The 16,466-nt window shown below is 45.2% G+C and carries 16 protein-coding genes; 4 read left to right on the top strand and 12 right to left on the bottom strand.

What is annotated here, in order from left to right:
• Window positions 1-113: 113 nt before the first annotated feature.
• Both B9N86_RS04800 and B9N86_RS04795 read right to left on the bottom strand, forming a co-directional pair.
• Window positions 114-1,439, bottom strand: a complete 1,326-nt coding sequence (locus B9N86_RS04800; RefSeq protein ID WP_208918008.1) for an MFS transporter — start codon at window positions 1,437-1,439, stop codon at window positions 114-116.
• A 32-nt stretch (window positions 1,440-1,471) separates the two neighbouring features.
• The gene (locus B9N86_RS04795) at window positions 1,472-1,969 is read right to left on the bottom strand and encodes an ArsR/SmtB family transcription factor (RefSeq protein WP_244562948.1); all 498 of its coding nucleotides are present in this window, start codon (window positions 1,967-1,969) and stop codon (window positions 1,472-1,474) included.
• Window positions 1,970-2,219: 250 nt separating this feature from the next.
• On the opposite strand from B9N86_RS04795, the gene B9N86_RS04790 reads away from it, so the two are divergent.
• Window positions 2,220-3,080 carry an NAD-dependent epimerase/dehydratase family protein gene (locus tag B9N86_RS04790; protein ID WP_208918007.1) on the top strand — a complete coding sequence of 287 codons (861 nt, stop codon included), beginning with the start codon at window positions 2,220-2,222 and terminating at the stop codon, window positions 3,078-3,080.
• Window positions 3,081-3,175: 95 nt separating this feature from the next.
• Here the strand turns inward: B9N86_RS04790 and B9N86_RS04785 are convergent, their stop codons facing one another.
• The 3 genes from B9N86_RS04785 to B9N86_RS04775 all read right to left on the bottom strand — a co-directional run bounded on the left by B9N86_RS04785 (window position 3,176) and on the right by B9N86_RS04775 (window position 5,843).
• Window positions 3,176-3,736 carry a GNAT family N-acetyltransferase gene (locus tag B9N86_RS04785; RefSeq protein WP_208918006.1) on the bottom strand — a complete coding sequence of 187 codons (561 nt, stop codon included), beginning with the start codon at window positions 3,734-3,736 and terminating at the stop codon, window positions 3,176-3,178.
• An 81-nt stretch (window positions 3,737-3,817) separates the two neighbouring features.
• Window positions 3,818-5,146 carry an alpha/beta hydrolase gene (locus tag B9N86_RS04780; RefSeq protein ID WP_208918005.1) on the bottom strand — a complete coding sequence of 443 codons (1,329 nt, stop codon included), beginning with the start codon at window positions 5,144-5,146 and terminating at the stop codon, window positions 3,818-3,820.
• A 130-nt stretch (window positions 5,147-5,276) separates the two neighbouring features.
• A complete protein-coding gene (locus tag B9N86_RS04775; protein ID WP_208918004.1) occupies window positions 5,277-5,843 on the bottom strand; it encodes a GbsR/MarR family transcriptional regulator in 567 nt (188 codons plus the stop codon).
• Between the two features lie 376 nt (window positions 5,844-6,219).
• Between B9N86_RS04775 and B9N86_RS04770 the strand changes: the two genes are divergently transcribed.
• Genes B9N86_RS04770 through B9N86_RS04760 form a run of 3 tightly spaced genes read left to right on the top strand, consistent with a single transcriptional unit; the run spans window position 6,220 to window position 9,138 of the window.
• Window positions 6,220-7,413 (top strand): quaternary amine ABC transporter ATP-binding protein, encoded by a 1,194-nt coding sequence (locus B9N86_RS04770; protein WP_210190694.1) that lies wholly within the window; start codon window positions 6,220-6,222, stop codon window positions 7,411-7,413.
• Window positions 7,406-8,239, top strand: a complete 834-nt coding sequence (locus B9N86_RS04765) for an ABC transporter permease (RefSeq protein ID WP_208918003.1) — start codon at window positions 7,406-7,408, stop codon at window positions 8,237-8,239. The genes B9N86_RS04770 and B9N86_RS04765 overlap by 8 nt, the downstream gene beginning before the upstream one ends.
• A 2-nt stretch (window positions 8,240-8,241) precedes the next feature.
• Complete coding sequence (locus B9N86_RS04760; protein WP_208918002.1) at window positions 8,242-9,138, top strand: glycine betaine ABC transporter substrate-binding protein; 897 nt, start codon at window positions 8,242-8,244, stop codon at window positions 9,136-9,138.
• 243 nt (window positions 9,139-9,381) lie between these two features.
• Here the strand turns inward: B9N86_RS04760 and B9N86_RS04755 are convergent, their stop codons facing one another.
• From B9N86_RS04755 to B9N86_RS04725, 7 genes are all read right to left on the bottom strand, one after another.
• On the bottom strand, window positions 9,382-10,110 hold the full coding sequence (locus tag B9N86_RS04755; protein ID WP_208918001.1) for a DUF6081 family protein: 729 nt from the start codon (window positions 10,108-10,110) through the stop codon (window positions 9,382-9,384).
• A gap of 25 nt (window positions 10,111-10,135) precedes the next feature.
• Complete coding sequence (locus B9N86_RS04750) at window positions 10,136-11,053, bottom strand: prenyltransferase (RefSeq protein WP_208918000.1); 918 nt, start codon at window positions 11,051-11,053, stop codon at window positions 10,136-10,138.
• A gap of 119 nt (window positions 11,054-11,172) precedes the next feature.
• Entirely contained in the window at window positions 11,173-12,150 is a 978-nt protein-coding gene (locus tag B9N86_RS04745; protein WP_208917999.1) for a LacI family DNA-binding transcriptional regulator, read from the bottom strand.
• A gap of 339 nt (window positions 12,151-12,489) precedes the next feature.
• Window positions 12,490-13,233: a glycerophosphodiester phosphodiesterase gene (locus tag B9N86_RS04740; protein ID WP_208917998.1), complete on the bottom strand. Its 744-nt coding sequence runs from the start codon at window positions 13,231-13,233 to the stop codon at window positions 12,490-12,492.
• Window positions 13,234-13,323: 90 nt separating this feature from the next.
• A complete protein-coding gene (locus B9N86_RS04735) occupies window positions 13,324-14,154 on the bottom strand; it encodes a carbohydrate ABC transporter permease (RefSeq protein ID WP_208917997.1) in 831 nt (276 codons plus the stop codon).
• 9 nt (window positions 14,155-14,163) lie between these two features.
• Window positions 14,164-15,096: a carbohydrate ABC transporter permease gene (locus B9N86_RS04730; protein WP_425298572.1), complete on the bottom strand. Its 933-nt coding sequence runs from the start codon at window positions 15,094-15,096 to the stop codon at window positions 14,164-14,166.
• 24 nt (window positions 15,097-15,120) lie between these two features.
• A complete protein-coding gene (locus B9N86_RS04725) occupies window positions 15,121-16,425 on the bottom strand; it encodes an ABC transporter substrate-binding protein (RefSeq protein ID WP_208917996.1) in 1,305 nt (434 codons plus the stop codon).
• Window positions 16,426-16,466 lie beyond the last annotated feature (41 nt).

The following is a 16,466-nucleotide window of genomic DNA, read 5'->3' as shown; positions in this document are numbered from 1 at the left end:
GACGGGCATGACAAGCCGGGAGTTGTCTAACAAAAAAACGGCATCACATCAACGATGCAGGGCCGCTTTGTAACAGAAGTTATTTGTGAATCTACCATGGATATGGCTCAATCCTAGCTGACTTCATGGACCGTTCCAGGCTTGGACGGGCTGTTATCGCCGCTGAAATAATTAAACAATGATCCGTGTATCTGCTCCGAAGCCGGAAGACGCCGGGTGACAGGGTCAAATCTCCAGTACAGACTGACCATAAGAATCGCAATCCCGCACCACACGATTACGCCGCTTCCGCCTATCCATATGCCGAGCGCCCCGCCGATCAGACTGCCTACAGGCATAGCAATACCGCTCATTCCCGAAGCAGCTGCGAATACAGAACCTAAATTTTGGGATGGTATTCCTTTTTGAATAACGGTGTTAATCATCACATTCGTCACTCCTCCCGGAATCCAAGCCAAACCGTAAACGATAACCGTAAGCCAAGGCCAAGGAATAAATATACATATGCTCCAGGCCAAACCACAAATCATAAACGCTCCCGAATACAAATTCCCCAAGGTAATCCGTTCCAGCTTCAAGTACGGGGCAGCAATCGCACCAAGCAAACTGCCGAGCGCTTGGGCCATCAACAGCACACCGTATATACCGGCACCTCCAAGGCTGTCGCTAAATGCAGGCAATACGGTAAATGTCGCTCCCCCTGCTGCATTGACCATAATAACGCCAAACAGCAGCCGCGATAGCGGTGTCGCCACGAGAAGCCTGATTCCTTCTTTCATATCGGATAAATAACGTTTCATAAAGCTAGGTTCTGCACGGGTTGAGTCAGAAGAAGCATCCGCATTATCTTCAATATCGGGTTGAGAAGCAAGGGATGGAATGCGTATTTGTGCAAACAACAGTGCTCCAATGAAAAAGCCTAAAGAGTTCCACAAGTATAATGATACTGCCCCCAGAGCAACAATTAACACGCCGGATATAGCATTGCATGCAACATCAATCCCTTGGTAAGCAATAGAGAACAGGGAATTGCCCTGCGTCAACGATTTCTGATCCAGTATTTTTGGGAGAGCTGTCATCTGCGCCGGATACACCCACATATTACATGTCGATAAAATCGGTGTAATCGTCAGTACCAGTCCAACGGTAAGAAATTCAAAATAATAGGCTATAGGAACAATGAGCAGAACCAATCCTTGAAAAAGCTGTGTGAATACGAGAATACTTCTTACCGGAATGCGGTCAATCAGCGGCCCTGACAGGAGCTGAATAATCCTGGGGATAATAGACAAGAATCCTGCCAATCCGGTATACAATGTGGAGCCGCCCAAATCATACACCAGCCACATCGCTGCCACTGCATACAGACTGTCTCCGATATTGGTCAGAATACGGCCTGCAAACATAATCGAGAAGTTTCTGTTTCTGAAAATGTCCATCGTCAAATCCCCCGTCCGATCCTAATTTCGATTTAAGAACCAGATTTCTTCTCAGCAGATATCAGCTTAAAGCCGATTGCAAATTCTGTTCCTTCCTCCTTCGATGCCGAGGTAAGGGCCACCCATTTTTCCATCAATGATTTAAATTCCGCTGTTAGCTCTTCTCTCTGGTCTGGTGTCAGAGCTAGCCTAAGGTTAATCTTCGTGGAGCTTGAAGATACAAAATTATCCGCCAAGATGGGATCGGGAAACTGTTCGCCGTCAGAATCGAACCATTTCGCTTTAGCTATATAGTATTTCTCCACGATTCCGCCCGCTGTTCTTGTCTCAACCAGATCAATTAAGCCTCCATCATGCAGCTTCTGAATATGGTAATGCGTACTACCCGGAGACTGTCCAAGTTCATCGGCCACCTGTTTTGCTGTTTTAGCCTCGTCCGCAATTGCGCCTATAATTTTCACCCGCTGTGCACTACCTAACAGTTTAGACTGTTCAACGGATATCGGAATGGAGCTTTGTTTCTGATTCATCCCCGTCATCTCCTTCATCATCAATTATCGATCTACTTTCACAGTTCATACTATAATATTTATTCATTCTAATTTTTTAGATCGACTATACGACCAATCATAATCCATGTTTTTCCTTTTGTAAATACACAGTAATAAATTGGCACAGTAAAACTTTATTTAAATGGCTCTTAATAACCCCTATTGATCATGCTAGGATAACAGCTAGATTGTATGTTCTGATATATGTTGAAGAAAGAAGATGAAACTAATGAAAATATTTGTGGCTGGGGCAACCGGAGTTATTGGACGTTTGCTGCTTCCTGCATTGGTACAAGCAGGTCATGAGGTTATTGGAATGACACATAACAAAGATCGCATAGACATGATTCAAAGCTTGGGGGCACAAGCTGTTATTGCGGATGCGTTAGATCGGGATTCAATCATTTCAACCGTAGCAAGTGTACAGCCCGAGGTGATCATACATCAATTGACTTCTTTGAATAATTGGAATGTATCAGACAATGCCAGAATAAGAGAAATTGGAACCCGAAATCTGGTTGATGCTGGTAAAGCAGCAAATGTTTCTCGTTTTATCGCACAAAGTATTTCGTGGGCTTATGAGCCTGGTGAGGGTTACGCTTCAGAAGAGATTCCTTTAGATTTGAACGCTCCTTACCCGCGAAAAACAACGGTTGATGGAATAATATCGCTGGAACGTGCAGTTGCTGAGATATCTAATCATGTCATTCTCAGGTACGGCATGCTCTATGGTCGTGATACTTGGTACGACCGTAAAGGAGTTATAGCTGAAAAAGTAACCACTAAACAAATGCAGGCAACCGAAGGGATCACTTCCTTCCTTCATGTGGAAGATGCGGCTAATGCAGCCTTGCTCGCTCTGGATTGGCCATCTGGCCCGATTAACATTGTGGATGATGAACCCGCAACCGGAATCGAATGGCTTCCTGTATACGCGGAGGCATTAGGTGCACCTAAGCCCAATCACAACGAGGGCAGCAACCGTGGCGAGCGCGGAGCGTCGAATGCCAAAGCCCGAATCGAATACGGTTGGAAACCACTTTACCCAACATGGAGAACTGGGTTTTATCAAAGTTTGTCATCCGAATAGCAAGAAAGCAAAAAAGAAACCGTCCTGAAAAAAATCAGGCCGGTTTCTTTTTTGCTGTTTAATAAGCATGCGCTAGTGTCCCAGTTGGCAACCTCTTAAAGGTGTTTAACCATATGGTAATAGACATGATGATTAATGATGATTTCTTTATCAACCTCATACCCGCTTCTAAGATATAAGGAATACGCTCTTTTATTGTCCGTTACTACGGCTAATGCAATTTTATTGTAACCACGTTCCTTTGCCCGTTCCTCTGCCGCATGCATCAGAGCTGAACCTATGCCCTGCCCTTTAAACTGAGGGGAAACGGATAGAGTATCAATATAGAATTCATCTTCATCCGCTTCTTTATCTAGCGAAATAGATGGATCATTCTTCAGTTTCCGCAGCCGTTCCACAATCGGACGGTCCAACCGTTCTGCTTCGTCACCAGCATAAGTGACAATAATTCCAGCTGTCTTGCCTTCAACCTCGCTTACCAATGACTGATGATAACTAAGACGCCCTTCCTCATCTTTCAAAAACTGCTCCAGAATCGTAACTGCGTCTTCTTCGCTTTCCTGCCCAGTCAGCTGATGGGCAACATCGTGTAGTGCATCATAAAGCAGCCGAGCTGCCGCAACTGCATCTTCTTTTACTGCTGGTCTGATGTTCATATGCTCCTCCAAATTTCTCCGTGTTGAATTATGTTACACACTTAAGTATATGCCTAACATGCCGGAGGAACAAATTAGCAGTCAGTCTTCCCACGCCTGCACGCTATAATAAAGATCCAGGTCCTTAAGAGCCGTAAAAGATCTGCTTCTCATGGGACTGCCATCTTTATTTTTTTCATGCTGACCGAAGCCTCTTGCGATTTTGAAAGTAAACGTAAGTCCTCGGGGAATCTGCGCACTGCCTTCATACGTATATTCACCTACTCTAAGCAGTTCTATCCCGGCATAAATATTTCGGTATGAAGGCGTATCATCCGGCACATCCACATGTATGGACACTTTTACGTACTCTTGTACCTTCTCCACAATGGTTATTTTTTTATGAGCCTTTACCCCGTTATACTCAAAAATAATCGTCGTTACCCCAGGTGCTTTAGCCTTCAACGTTCCGTCCGGCAAAACGTCAAGCAGTTCGGGATGTTTCACCGTATACTTCCCTGTCATGGGGGTGTGCATATAACCACTGTCGTAATGAACGACCGGGTAAAGAGTAACGACCGGGCCTTGAATCCCGATCACCTCATCCCCATAAATGACAGCCGTCTCCGTTTTTCCGAGTGTGCCAAAAAAATAAAGAAGGGGAGCATGAACTCTTGCAGCCCAATCCTTTTGACTATGACCTGCACCATGATGTATCAGCAGCATCAGATCATCGTCCGGAACAAAACCGTCCCGAATCAGAGCCGTGGCTTCTTCTGACGCATATTTCGGCATAAATAATCCTTCGGCATCCCCCATGTCTATCCATACTTTAAGATTTGGATGTGAGTCATAACGTTGATAAAATGGCTGCTCTTTTAAAGTCCCTTCCTCAAAAACTGTATGTACGAAGTAAGGTGACAACACCGCTATTTTCCCGAATATTTGCGGATTACGAAATCCAATGTTATACGTAACAATTCCCCCGGCAGAAGACCCCATCATTGCTGTATGTTCTGGGCCGGTTAACGTCCTGAAGTTTTCATTTATATACGGTATGATCTCTTGAATTACACATTGTTCATAAAGCCTACCTGAAAAGGGTGGATCAAAAACTAGGCGAATCCCCGGACCATCGTGAAAATATTCATTAAGCCTTTGATGCGGAGCGATTGCAATGCCGACAACAATAATCTCCTCCATCTTTCCTTCCAGAGCAAGGCGATCGGTCGTTTGATGCATTTCCCAAGAAGTTCCTGCCGCATCCGCCTGAAATACATGCTGTCCATCATGCATATACAGAACTGGATATCTCCGATCCTTGTTATGTCGATAACTTGGAGGAAGATAAATATACAGTTTCCTTTTATTATCCAGCCATGATGACTCAAAGTCAGTTACAACGACCAGCCGATCCAAAGATTTACCCATTTCGAAAACCTCCCTTTATTGTGTTCAAGACAACAAAAAAGGCACAACCCGCTATAACAGGTTGTACCTCTTAAGGTAAGCATTGCCTTTAATGTTAGTATAAGAAGTTACAATCTCATTTACAATATGTTTATTCATCAATTGATGGCTCTTTAGGTACCAGATTGAAAATTTCCCCGCTAACAAACGTATCAATTAACCGGTCAAGCCATTTGTAGTATGTGACGGCTTCTTTCATCTTGGCCTGGTCTTCCAGCAGCACGGCGGTTATGATTTCATCATCTTCATGCTGCTTCAGCAGCTTACTGGTTTCATCCAGTGCTCTTCGAAAAATCAAAATATTGCTCTCCACCGATTTTCTCCACTTAATATCAAAAAAATCAGCAAACGTCTGATACCAGTCATATTCGACCTCATACAGATCTTTTCTGGAACCTTTTTCCCATACCTTATTAACCATCTTGTAATCAAGCAAAGTCCGCACACCTGTACTCATGCTGGTCTTGCTCATCTTCATTTCCTGTCCCATCTCATCGAGGTTCATCGGCTTGTCCGCAAAAAATAACAGACCGTATAAATGTCCCGTCGATATCGAAATTCCATATAAATCCATATTGCGTCCGATATTTTCAATAACACGTTTACGGATTTTATGCACGGCGGCCTGCCGTTCTTCATCTAAATGGTACAAGCCCATGCTTGCAGCCTCCTCTTTCTGTAACCATCCCCGCTTTGTGCCAAGTTTACTCAAAACAAGCGAAAATTAATATCATGCTGCTCCAGGAAAAAAACCGCCTAGGTTAATCCTTCACACATTCTCTCGTCTATTGTAGGGAAAGCTATTTTAAAAGTAAAGAACCCCACTCCGAAGTATTAGGGAGCATCTGGGAGCATACAGCAGAATAACTTTGTACAGTTTTTACTGTACGTTCTATACGTACGGATATAACGTTTGATACAATACGTATAATATTGTTACAATGTTACACATGGGTTTAAACATCATAACCACTGTGCGCTCGGCGAATTAATCTTCACTTCTACTATATAAAGGAGGAATATCTTTGAGCATTATGCAAGTCAACAACGTAAGCAAATTGTTCGGTCCTCATGCTGAGCAAGGAATTGAGCTTCTACAACAGGGATGGAGCAAAGAACGTATCGCCAAAGAAAAAAATACTACGGTTGGCGTCAACCGTGCCACCTTTGACATTCGCCAAGGCGAAATCTTTGTCATCATGGGGTTATCCGGCAGCGGCAAGTCCACACTTGTACGTTTGCTAAATCGGTTGATTGAGCCGACGTCGGGAGAAATTCTGATTCACGGTCATGATTTAAGAAAAATGAATAAGGAGCAGCTTCGTAATGTGCGCCGTAAAACAATCAGCATGGTGTTCCAAAAGTTCGCACTATTCCCGCACCGCACGGTTGTCGAGAATGCCGAATACGGTCTGGAAATCCAAAACGCCGATAAGAAAAAACGTCGGGAAGCTGCAATACAGGCTCTGGAACTTGTTGGTTTAAAGGGTTGGGAAAACAAAATGCCGGACCAGCTGAGTGGCGGTATGCAGCAGCGTGTCGGTCTGGCCCGTGCGCTAGCAAACGATCCCGAAATCCTGCTTATGGATGAAGCCTTCAGCGCACTTGATCCACTGATTCGCCGTGATATGCAGGACGAATTGATTGAGCTGCAGGACAAAATGAAAAAAACGATCGTGTTTATTACTCACGATCTGGATGAAGCGCTCCGTATCGGGGACCGCATCGCACTGATGAAAGACGGCTCAATAGTGCAGATCGGCACACCGGAGGAAATTTTAACACAGCCTGCCAATGACTACGTTGAACGTTTTGTGGAGGATGTGGACTTGTCCAAGGTATTAACCGCCGCACATGTCATGCGTCGTCCCGAGGCCATTACGACAGACCGGGGACCACGGGTTGCGCTGGAGCTTATGCGCGAACGGGGCATTTCCAATCTGTTTATTATTGACCGTACCAAGCGACTGCTTGGTGTCATAACGGCGGAGGATGCCATTAACGCTCTTCGTAATAACCAAAAACTAGAAGATATTATTATTAAGGATGGTCCTCGTGTAGGTCCTGATACACTTCTTAATGAGTTGTTTGAAATTACAAGTTTATCGAAGGTCCCACTCGCCGTCGTTGATGATGCTGGTAAATTGCTCGGTGTAATCGTTCGTGGAGCAGTTTTGGGTGCGCTCGCCGGAGAAAACAAAGGCGAGGAGGTGAAGACAGATGCCTAAAATCCCACTCGCCGAATGGATTGAATCTTTGGTTAGCTGGATGGAGGACTATTTGTCAGGCTTCTTTGATGCAATCGCAACCGTTATCGAAGGTATCGTAAATGCGTTCAGCGATCTGTTCATGCTGCCCCATCCGCTAATTTTTATCGTTATTCTGGGAATACTCGCTTTCCTGGCAGGGCGTCTACCACTGACCCTGTTCACAGTTATCGGATTCCTCATTATCGATAACCTGGGATACTGGGCACAAACGATGGACACATTGAGCCTCGTTCTAACTTCGGCGCTCATTTCTGTCTTACTGGGTGTACCGATCGGTATATGGTGTGCATATAGCAAAACCGCTTCGCGGATTATTATTCCACTGCTGGACTTCATGCAGACGATGCCCGCGTTCGTTTACCTGCTTCCTGCCGTCACTTTCTTTAGTCTGGGTGTGGTTCCAGGCGTTATCGCATCAGTTATCTTCGCTATTCCGCCGACGATTCGCCTGACTCAGCTCGGCATCAAACAGGTGTCCGGTGAACTGACGGAAGCTGCGGACGCATTCGGTTCTACCTCTGCTCAGAAGCTGATTAAAGTACAGCTTCCGCTCGCTATGCCTACATTGATGGCTGGTATAAATCAGACGATCATGCTCTCCCTCTCCATGGTCGTCATCGCTTCCATGATCGGGGCTCAGGGCATTGGGGCCGAGGTTTATCGTGCAGTAACCCAACTGCAGATTGGTAAAGGTTTTGAAGCCGGTCTTGCAGTCGTCATCCTGGCGATTGTGCTAGACCGCTTTACACAAAATATTTTCAAATCGAAAAAAAGGGGTGCATAAACATGAAGAAAACAAAACTATGGGCAACGCTCAGTTTGGCGGCTGTACTTGTCTTGTCTGCCTGCGGTAACACCGGCGGAGACGGAGAAGCTGCAACAAAAACAGTCGGCGAACAAGTGAATCATGAGATCATCGGTATCGATCCGGGTGCCGGCATTATGAAAGCTGCTGCAAAAGCCATTGAGGATTACGGCTTGACGGATTGGAAATTAATTGAAGGTTCCGGTGCCGCCATGACTGCCACCTTGGCTAAAGCAATTAAGAAAGAAGAACCGATTATTATTACTGGCTGGACTCCACACTGGATGTTCTCCAAGTATGATCTTAAATATTTAGAAGACCCGAAAAAAACATTCGGTGAGGCCGAGGAAATTCACACAATAGCCAGAAAGGGCCTGAAAGAGGATCACCCTGAAGCGTATCAATTCCTGCAAAATTTCAAATGGACCTCTGATGAAATGGGTGAGATCATGATCGCAATCCAGGATGGTAAAACGCCTGTAGCTGCGGCTAAAGAATGGGCTGACAGCCACCCAGACCGTGTGGACGGGTGGACAAAGGACATCACGCCAGTTAGCAACAAAGAAATGAAGCTGGGTTATGTAGCCTGGGATTCCGAAATCGCAAGTACCCACTTGGTGATGCACATTCTTGAGAATAAGCTTGGCTATAAAGTCACTGCTCTTCAAGTTGAAGCTGGTCCGATGTGGACAGGTGTTGCCAAAGGTGATGTAGATGCTACGGTATCTGCTTGGCTTCCACTGACTCATGCCGATTACTGGAATAAGTTCAAAGATCAGGTAGAGGATCTGGGAGCAAACATGGAAGGTGTTAAAACCGGATTGGTCGTTCCAACTTATATGAACATTAACTCGATTGAGGATTTGAAGACTAAATAATTCTTCTACTATTCTAAGAGATGTGATGAAGCCGCCCATGTGGGCGGCTTTTTTTGCTTCTAACTTAAATAAGGTTACATGATTCTGCATATGCTTTTTTCTAATCGGTATGTGGCTTGACAACTTATATCTGACTAAAGCATTAAGCGTAAATGGAGTTAAGTCGCACAAACAAAAAAACCGCCTTTTCGTGACGTAGCGTAAACGTCTAAAAGGCGGTTTTATATATTGAATCCAGGATCTCTATTCCTTAATTGTTACCGTCACCGGTGAATACTCCGCAATTACGGTCTGGCCGTGAACCGATACGCTGCCTTCCGGTGTCAGGTCTTTCTCGGTCATGATACCAAGAGCAATCGTGAACTTGTTGAATTTGATCGGAATGTTCTTCTCACGACGAATTTCTTCTCCATTTAGATAGAAAATCGCTTCGTCATTGCCACGGTTGTACGTAATTTTGTAGGTGTTAAACTCACGCGGCTTGAAGTTGGTGTCTTCCTTAAAAATGCAGAAATAACGGGTCTTGTCCGACTCCGGAACCTCTACGCCCGGGAATGGAAGCACGGCATAAACACTTGCGTACTTGTCATTGGAAGCGAAGAAATCCAGTGCTGCACCGGTTGTAAAATCAAGCAGGTTCAAAGACACATAGCCGTCGTACAAGTCACCAGGTACTGTTCCCTGTGACCGTGCGCGGATTTGAAGCTCAAAGCTGACTTCACCCGCTTCCGGCACCTTCACATCTTCAACGGAGTAATACATATGTTTGGCATTATCAAGTATTTGCACCTGGTTGTTCTGACGACTGAGCGGAGCGCGTACATACAGAATCCCATTACGAACGATAACAACAGCATTCGGTTCACGGTATTCCCAGAACGTGCCGTCTGGCAGTGGGAATCCACCTATTTTCCAAACTTCGCCTTCTGATAAAATGGTATGAAAATCGCCAAAAATACGTTCCTGTTCCATTCTAGTACCTTCTTTCTTACATAGTTTAAATTAAGCCCTGAACGATAAGGGATATAATTAGAACTCCGCCGCAGCGCAAAGTTGTTTTGGTGGAAGCCTTCATAAGCGGCAGATAAGCCTCGGAACGATTGCTGTCCTGCAAACGTCCATACACCATGTAGAGCGGAATAACCGTAATCACTGCCAGAAGTGCGTAAGGCGGCAAAGCCCCTGCAGCTACACAAGCAATGAGGGACAAGCAAGCTAACAACAGCAGCACCCGCGAGAAGCGAAGCGCTCTTTTCTCCCCCCACACAACGACAAGTGTCTTTTTCCCGGCCAGTCGATCGGCCTGCCAGTGCAAAAAGTGATGGTTAAACAAAATTAATGTGGTCAAAAGACCGATAGGCAATGATAGCATCAATGCGCGAACGTCCATATGAGAAGTCTGCACATAGTATGCACCCATGACCGGCAGAATACCAAAGGAGAGCAGTATCGCCACCTCGCTGTACCCCTTACCGCGGTATCCGAATCGGATCGGCGGGGCCACATAGAAATAAGCGATCAATCCACCCAGTGCGCCAAATATGAAAGCCCACCAGCCGCTGAACAGACTGAGAACGACGCCGCACAGCGTAGCAATCGTAAATAGCAGCCAGGTGACGGTCTCAAATTTACGAATTGACCATTTCTCCTGGGTCAAAAAACCGGAGTTCGTGGATATGGCATCGACGTTATTTTTCGCTTCGTCATCAGTTCCATTTTTATAATCCCACAGATCATTAACCATATTGGAAAATAAATGGGCCGCCCCTGCTCCGATCAATGTTAATATGAAAAGCCACGGATGAAATTCGCCAGTCCATACATATGCACCGATCGCGCCAAGAGCTACCGGGATCAACATAATCGGAATGACCTGCATCCGTGAAGCTTTTTTAAATTGTGTCCATAAACTCACTAAACCTGCTCCTTTCTTTCATACTAAAGATAACGCCTGCAATAGCCATTGCAGACGTGAGTTGTGAAACAATGAACTTGCATATTAAGAATATCACACTTGTCGAAGTTTGTAATCCATCAAACCGATGATCGCTCAATCAGCTCAAAGTCAAGCTCCCTTTGAACAGACTCCTGATTGGGCTCTTGTATGTGGCTATACAGGATCCGGAACGCCTCTGCCCCCATTTCGTACAGCCGGTTATCGATGGTCGTCAACCCGAGCATTTTGCCGATCGGCTGGTTATCAAAACCGATAACTGCCAATTCCTCCGGAATAGAAACACCACGTCTGCCTGCTTCCCATACTAATCCTGCTGCGACATGATCACCTGTAACAAGCATCCCGCTTGGTCTTTCGGGCATATCCCAAAGCCGCTGCATGATGGCTGCCCCCTCTTCCATACCTAGGCATCCGTCCAGTATCCACTCTTCCCGCAGTGGTTCACCCAGCTCAGCCAATATTTTTCGGTATACATCGATACGGGCTCTCGTACTTGGACTATCCATTCGGCCTACCGTAAAGCCAATATGACGGTGACCTTTAGCAATAAGGCACTCCATGGCAGAGCGGAACGCACGTGAATGATCTATATAAACGGATGAAAAAGCCCTCTTCCCCGCTTCCTGACAACAGACTATCGGTCCATAACTACAGTATTCTTCAATCCTTTCTACCGGTGTCGCTGTGGACAGGACGATAATACCGTCAATCTCCCTGTTTCGCAGCATTTCCAGCACTTCACGTTCCTTATCCGGTTCGTATCCGGTCTGACATAGAACCAGCCGGTAATGATTGGCAAGAGCTTCCCCACCGATTCCTTCCATTAAGAGAGAAAAATAGGCATGGTTTATAAAAGGCAGCATGATTGCAACGTTTTTTGTTTTACCTGTAATAAGATGAACGGCATTCATATTGCGGGCGTATTTTAACTGCTTCATGGTTTCAATTACTCTGGCTCTTTTATCCTCACTCACATAGGGATGATCGTTCAGTACACGGGATACCGTGGACACCGACACCCCCGCAAGCTTGGCTATTTCTTTAATGTTCGCCATGTTCCATGCTCCCCTATCTGAGATATTGTCCCTACGCTGAATAGTAGCATGTTTTGTGTCGTGAATCATCTTCCGTGGCGAGTGGCGAGTAGCGAATGAAATCCTTTGTGAATAAAAGGCTTGCTCTGGTATGCTTTTCATACGTTACAATGATCTCGAAAGAGCAGAACCAAGGCCGGCGTGACCGAAAGGGCGTGACGGGGTGTTCGGCTCTTTTGTAATTTTGGCTAATAAAGATCGAATGGTAGCTGGTCCGAAAAGAGAGCAATGCACACAAATAACCCTTGATGAGGTCCATCAAGGGTTATTTGTGTGGGTTATCCGCGAAGTCATTGACCCTCACGCATTAATTTCTGCCATCAGAGCTTTCAGTTGGCCCGGGTAATCGGTAATAATGCCATCCACGCCAGCTTCTAATGCAAATCGCATTTGCTGTTCGTTATTGATGGTCCATATATAAACACGCAGATTGGCCGCCTGTATGCGGTGGATGTCATGCGAATCCAGCTTTTCGCCGTTGGGATGAAGTGAGTATACGTTCGTTCCGGCGGCTTCCGGCAGTTTATCATGGTGATCCAAACACAGGTTATAAAGGAGGCCTACCTTTATTTGTGGCTCAAGTTCTTTAAGATAGCACAGGCTTTTCCAATCAAAAGAGGAGATGACAACGGTATCCATTCGATTTTTCTTTTTCAACAATTCGATGAGGGCAGGCTCCAACTGTTGGTTGTAAGAGCCTTTGACCTCAATATTGATCAAGATATGAGCAGGGGTGTGATCAAACACCTCTTCAAGAAGAGGGATCCGTTCTCCAGTGTACTCCTTCTTAAACCATGAGCCCGCGTCAAATGCTTTCAACTCATCTACCGTTAGCTCGTTAATGGCCCCACTTCCATCCGTTGTACGGTCAATTGTCCCATCGTGAATGACAACAAGTTGGCCGTCTTTGGACAAATGAACGTCAAGCTCGAAAGCATCGCAGCCCTGCTCCAATCCCAGCTTGAAAGCGGCCATAGTATTCTCTGGCGCTTCTCCGGAAGCACCGCGATGTGAAATAATAAGAGGCTGTTTGGTGTGAGACATAACAATACACTCCTTAATGAGGGCTCCATCGAAACAAAGTTCACTTGCAACAATCTTTTGCATCGTTATCATTCTATCGGTGGTCTATCATTACTTAAATGTCGAGTTAGACATAGCGGTAATGATATGTTTTTGGGCAAAGATGAAGATAAGAACAATCGGCAGAATGATCATAACACTCGCCGCCATAATCAGATGGAAATTAAGTGCTTCATCCCCTGCAACAGAGTCCCTCATCATGGCTATACCTACGGTAAGTACACGCATGTCATTCGAGTTGGTCATAATCAGTGGCCAGAAGTACGAGTTCCAGCTGCTGATAAAGCTTAGAATACCCATCGTTGCAATTGTAGGAAGAGCCATAGGAGTCAGAATACGGTACAACACCTGAAAGCGGTTCGCACCATCGACTTTGCCGGCTTCAATGACATCATTGTTAATAGATTTAAATGTTTGGCGTAGCAGGAAAATGGTATAGGCTGACACCGCATGCGGAACGATCAAAGCGTAGAACGAGTCGATCCATCCCACACCCGACATCATTACATACACGGGTACGAATGTAACCTGATCCGGCACGATCAGTGCAGCAAGGACCAGGAGAAAAAGCTTGTCTCTACCCGGAAAGTTCCCCTTGGCAAAAGCATATGCCGCCATGATACCGAGGTTAATCTGAAGAAAGAGAATGCCGACAGTCTGAACGACAGTGTTGATGGCATAACGCCCAAAAGGTGCAGCATTAAATGCCTCGATATAGTTACCCCACATAAATTTATCCGGCCAAAACGTTGGGATTGCAAGCCGCAGCTCGTTCGACGTTTTCAACGATGTAATGAACATCCAGTACACCGGAAAAACCATGATGAGGGTTACTAGGATCGCAGCTATGAGTCTAATGGTTTTCCAAACCGGTTTTGACATCAAACGAACCTACCCTTCATAATGAACTTTCTTCTTGGATACCAGCATCTGTACTGCAGTCAGAATGATGATAATAAAGAAGAAGATAATAACTAGTGCGGAAGCACGGCCTGTCCTGAAGTTTACAAATGCCATTTCGTAAATCCAGTACACAATCGCTTTCGTGGAGTCGAGCGGGCCGCCGTTCGTCATAATATCAACGGATTGGAATACCTGCATCGAAGAAATAAAGTTGGTAATGACAAGAAACAAAGTCGTTGGCGACAGTAGTGGAAGCGTAATATGTAGGAACTGCCAGAACTTGTTCGCCCCGTCAAGGCTGGAAGCCTCGTAATATTCAAGTGGAATACTGCGCAGACCCGCCATGAAGATGAGCATCGTAAAGCCGACACCCTTCCAGATGGATACAGCCAGCAGCGTCCAGAGCGCCGTATCCGGATCCTGAAGCCAGTTTATAGGTTCCAAGCCGAATATCCCGATAATTTTGTTCAGTAAGCCATATTGGTTGTTGAAAATCCACAAAAAGATCATGGATGCGATAACCATCGAAATGTAATACGGCATAAAGATGCCTGAACGCATAAAATTGTAGACTCTGTTAGATACATTCAATAGAAGAGCAAGTCCAAGTCCCAGGGCGAGCGTAAGTAAAACATCAAGAATCGTATAAGTGAACGTAATACGCAGCACCTTGTAGAATAAATCGTCGCTTAACAGCTTATCGTAGTTGTCCAAGCCGATGAATTTCTTCACCGGCTTGGTCATATTCCAATTCGTAAAACTAATATAGAAAGAAAAAAGAAGCGGATAGTAGATAAATATACCAAGAACCAGTAAGGCTGGGGCTGCGAATGCAAAATCCTTCAGACTTTCCATTCTGCGGCGCAGACCTTTATTCTTAGGCGTTTTAGGTACTGAGACGACTGTGGGTGCCTGATTCATTCTAGTTCCTCACTTCCGTTATGATTAATAATCAGACAGAATGTCGTTCATTTTCTGAATGTTCTCTTTGATCAATGGAACCGGGTCTTTTCCATTCAGAGCCATTTCGCCGACAATGTCTTTGTACACATTGCTCATTTCCGGATAAGCCGGGTGCTGAGGACGAGGTCCCACGTTATCGAAGTTATCGAATACAGCTTTATATTGAGGCCATTTCTCAAAATATTTTTTGCCTTCATCCGTATCGATCACGGATTTGTGCGTTGGCAGGTAACCTGTTTCGTCTGCCCATCTGATATTGTTCTCGGCAGAGGTCATGAACTGAATGAATTTCCAAGCTGCTTCTTTCTGGTCATCCTTCGCGCCTTTCATCATGACGATACCTGCGCCGCCGATATGAGATTTACGCTCTTTATCACCAGGGATAAAAGATACACCGACTTCAAATTTAGCATTTTCAACATAGGTTTTAATAATTGCCGAGGAGTGCTGCACCATACCGATCTTTTCTTCTAAAAACATCTGACGCATCGTGTCGGAAGCACCTTTGCCAAAGCCGACCGTTAATGAACCGTCATCGAACCATTTTTTGAAATTTTCTGCCCAACGCTGACTTTCTGGCATATCCAATGAAGTTTTCGTTCCATCATCATTCAGGATCGATCCGCCACCGTTGGAAACCCACGGATCGTAGTACCATGTATCCCAACCGGGAACGGAGAATGCGTAACGACTCGTTTTACCGCCTTCTTTAACCGTAACCTTTTTGTTAAACTCCTCAATTTCGTCCCACTTTTGCGGAGGCTGTACACCAAGTTTGTCAAACATCGTTTTGTTATAAATCATTACGCTTGTGCTAACGATCAACGGAAATCCATACTGCTTATCTTTATAAGCGTAAGCTTGAAGCATACCTTTAGAGAAGTCTTCCATATCCACTTTATCGCGTTTGATATAAGGCGTCAGTTCTTCAAATAATCCGCCATCGGCAAAGTTTGGTACAACCGAAACTTCCACGTTAGTAACTGCAGGAACATCATTAGCTGCTACAGCCGCACTGAGTTTCTTTTGAAGGTCTGTGTAACCGCCCTGGAAGACCGGCTCTACTGTAATGTGTGGATATTTCTTTTGGAATTCCGAAATCATGTAATTCACGCCGCCCATTTGAGCTTCAGCATGGGAATGCCAATACTGAATCGTAACCGGAGTGGTATCGTTTGGATCGCCTTTAGGCATCTCCTCAGATCCACCGCTTTTGGAGCAGCCGACAAGGGATGCAGCTATAAATAAAGCGACCATTGCCGTGTTAAGCCATTTTTTCTTAATCATTAACAAATTCCCCTTTCATAATTGAAAAAGCATTTTTTAGA

Origin of the sequence: Paenibacillus uliginis N3/975 (assembly GCF_900177425.1) — a bacterium.
GTDB lineage: Bacteria > Bacillota > Bacilli > Paenibacillales > Paenibacillaceae > Paenibacillus_AQ > Paenibacillus_AQ uliginis.
The sequence above is the reverse complement of the archived record's forward strand: the minus strand, read 5'-3'. Positions and strand labels throughout refer to the sequence as shown.

Coding starts and splice junctions, on each gene's coding strand:
- B9N86_RS04800 (WP_208918008.1), bottom strand. CDS start 1,439: ATGGACATTTTCAGAAACAGAAACTTCTCGATTATGTTTGCAGGCCGT.
- B9N86_RS04770 (WP_210190694.1), top strand. CDS start 6,220: ATGCAAGTCAACAACGTAAGCAAATTGTTCGGTCCTCATGCTGAGCAA.
- B9N86_RS04760 (WP_208918002.1), top strand. CDS start 8,242: ATGAAGAAAACAAAACTATGGGCAACGCTCAGTTTGGCGGCTGTACTT.
- B9N86_RS04730 (WP_425298572.1), bottom strand. CDS start 15,096: ATGAATCAGGCACCCACAGTCGTCTCAGTACCTAAAACGCCTAAGAAT.
- B9N86_RS04780 (WP_208918005.1), bottom strand. CDS start 5,146: ATGGGTAAATCTTTGGATCGGCTGGTCGTTGTAACTGACTTTGAGTCA.
- B9N86_RS04745 (WP_208917999.1), bottom strand. CDS start 12,150: ATGGCGAACATTAAAGAAATAGCCAAGCTTGCGGGGGTGTCGGTGTCC.
- B9N86_RS04765 (WP_208918003.1), top strand. CDS start 7,406: ATGCCTAAAATCCCACTCGCCGAATGGATTGAATCTTTGGTTAGCTGG.
- B9N86_RS04790 (WP_208918007.1), top strand. CDS start 2,220: ATGAAAATATTTGTGGCTGGGGCAACCGGAGTTATTGGACGTTTGCTG.
- B9N86_RS04755 (WP_208918001.1), bottom strand. CDS start 10,110: ATGGAACAGGAACGTATTTTTGGCGATTTTCATACCATTTTATCAGAA.
- B9N86_RS04775 (WP_208918004.1), bottom strand. CDS start 5,843: ATGGGCTTGTACCATTTAGATGAAGAACGGCAGGCCGCCGTGCATAAA.
- B9N86_RS04740 (WP_208917998.1), bottom strand. CDS start 13,233: ATGTCTCACACCAAACAGCCTCTTATTATTTCACATCGCGGTGCTTCC.
- B9N86_RS04735 (WP_208917997.1), bottom strand. CDS start 14,154: ATGTCAAAACCGGTTTGGAAAACCATTAGACTCATAGCTGCGATCCTA.
- B9N86_RS04795 (WP_244562948.1), bottom strand. CDS start 1,969: ATGAATCAGAAACAAAGCTCCATTCCGATATCCGTTGAACAGTCTAAA.
- B9N86_RS04725 (WP_208917996.1), bottom strand. CDS start 16,425: ATGATTAAGAAAAAATGGCTTAACACGGCAATGGTCGCTTTATTTATA.
- B9N86_RS04785 (WP_208918006.1), bottom strand. CDS start 3,736: ATGAACATCAGACCAGCAGTAAAAGAAGATGCAGTTGCGGCAGCTCGG.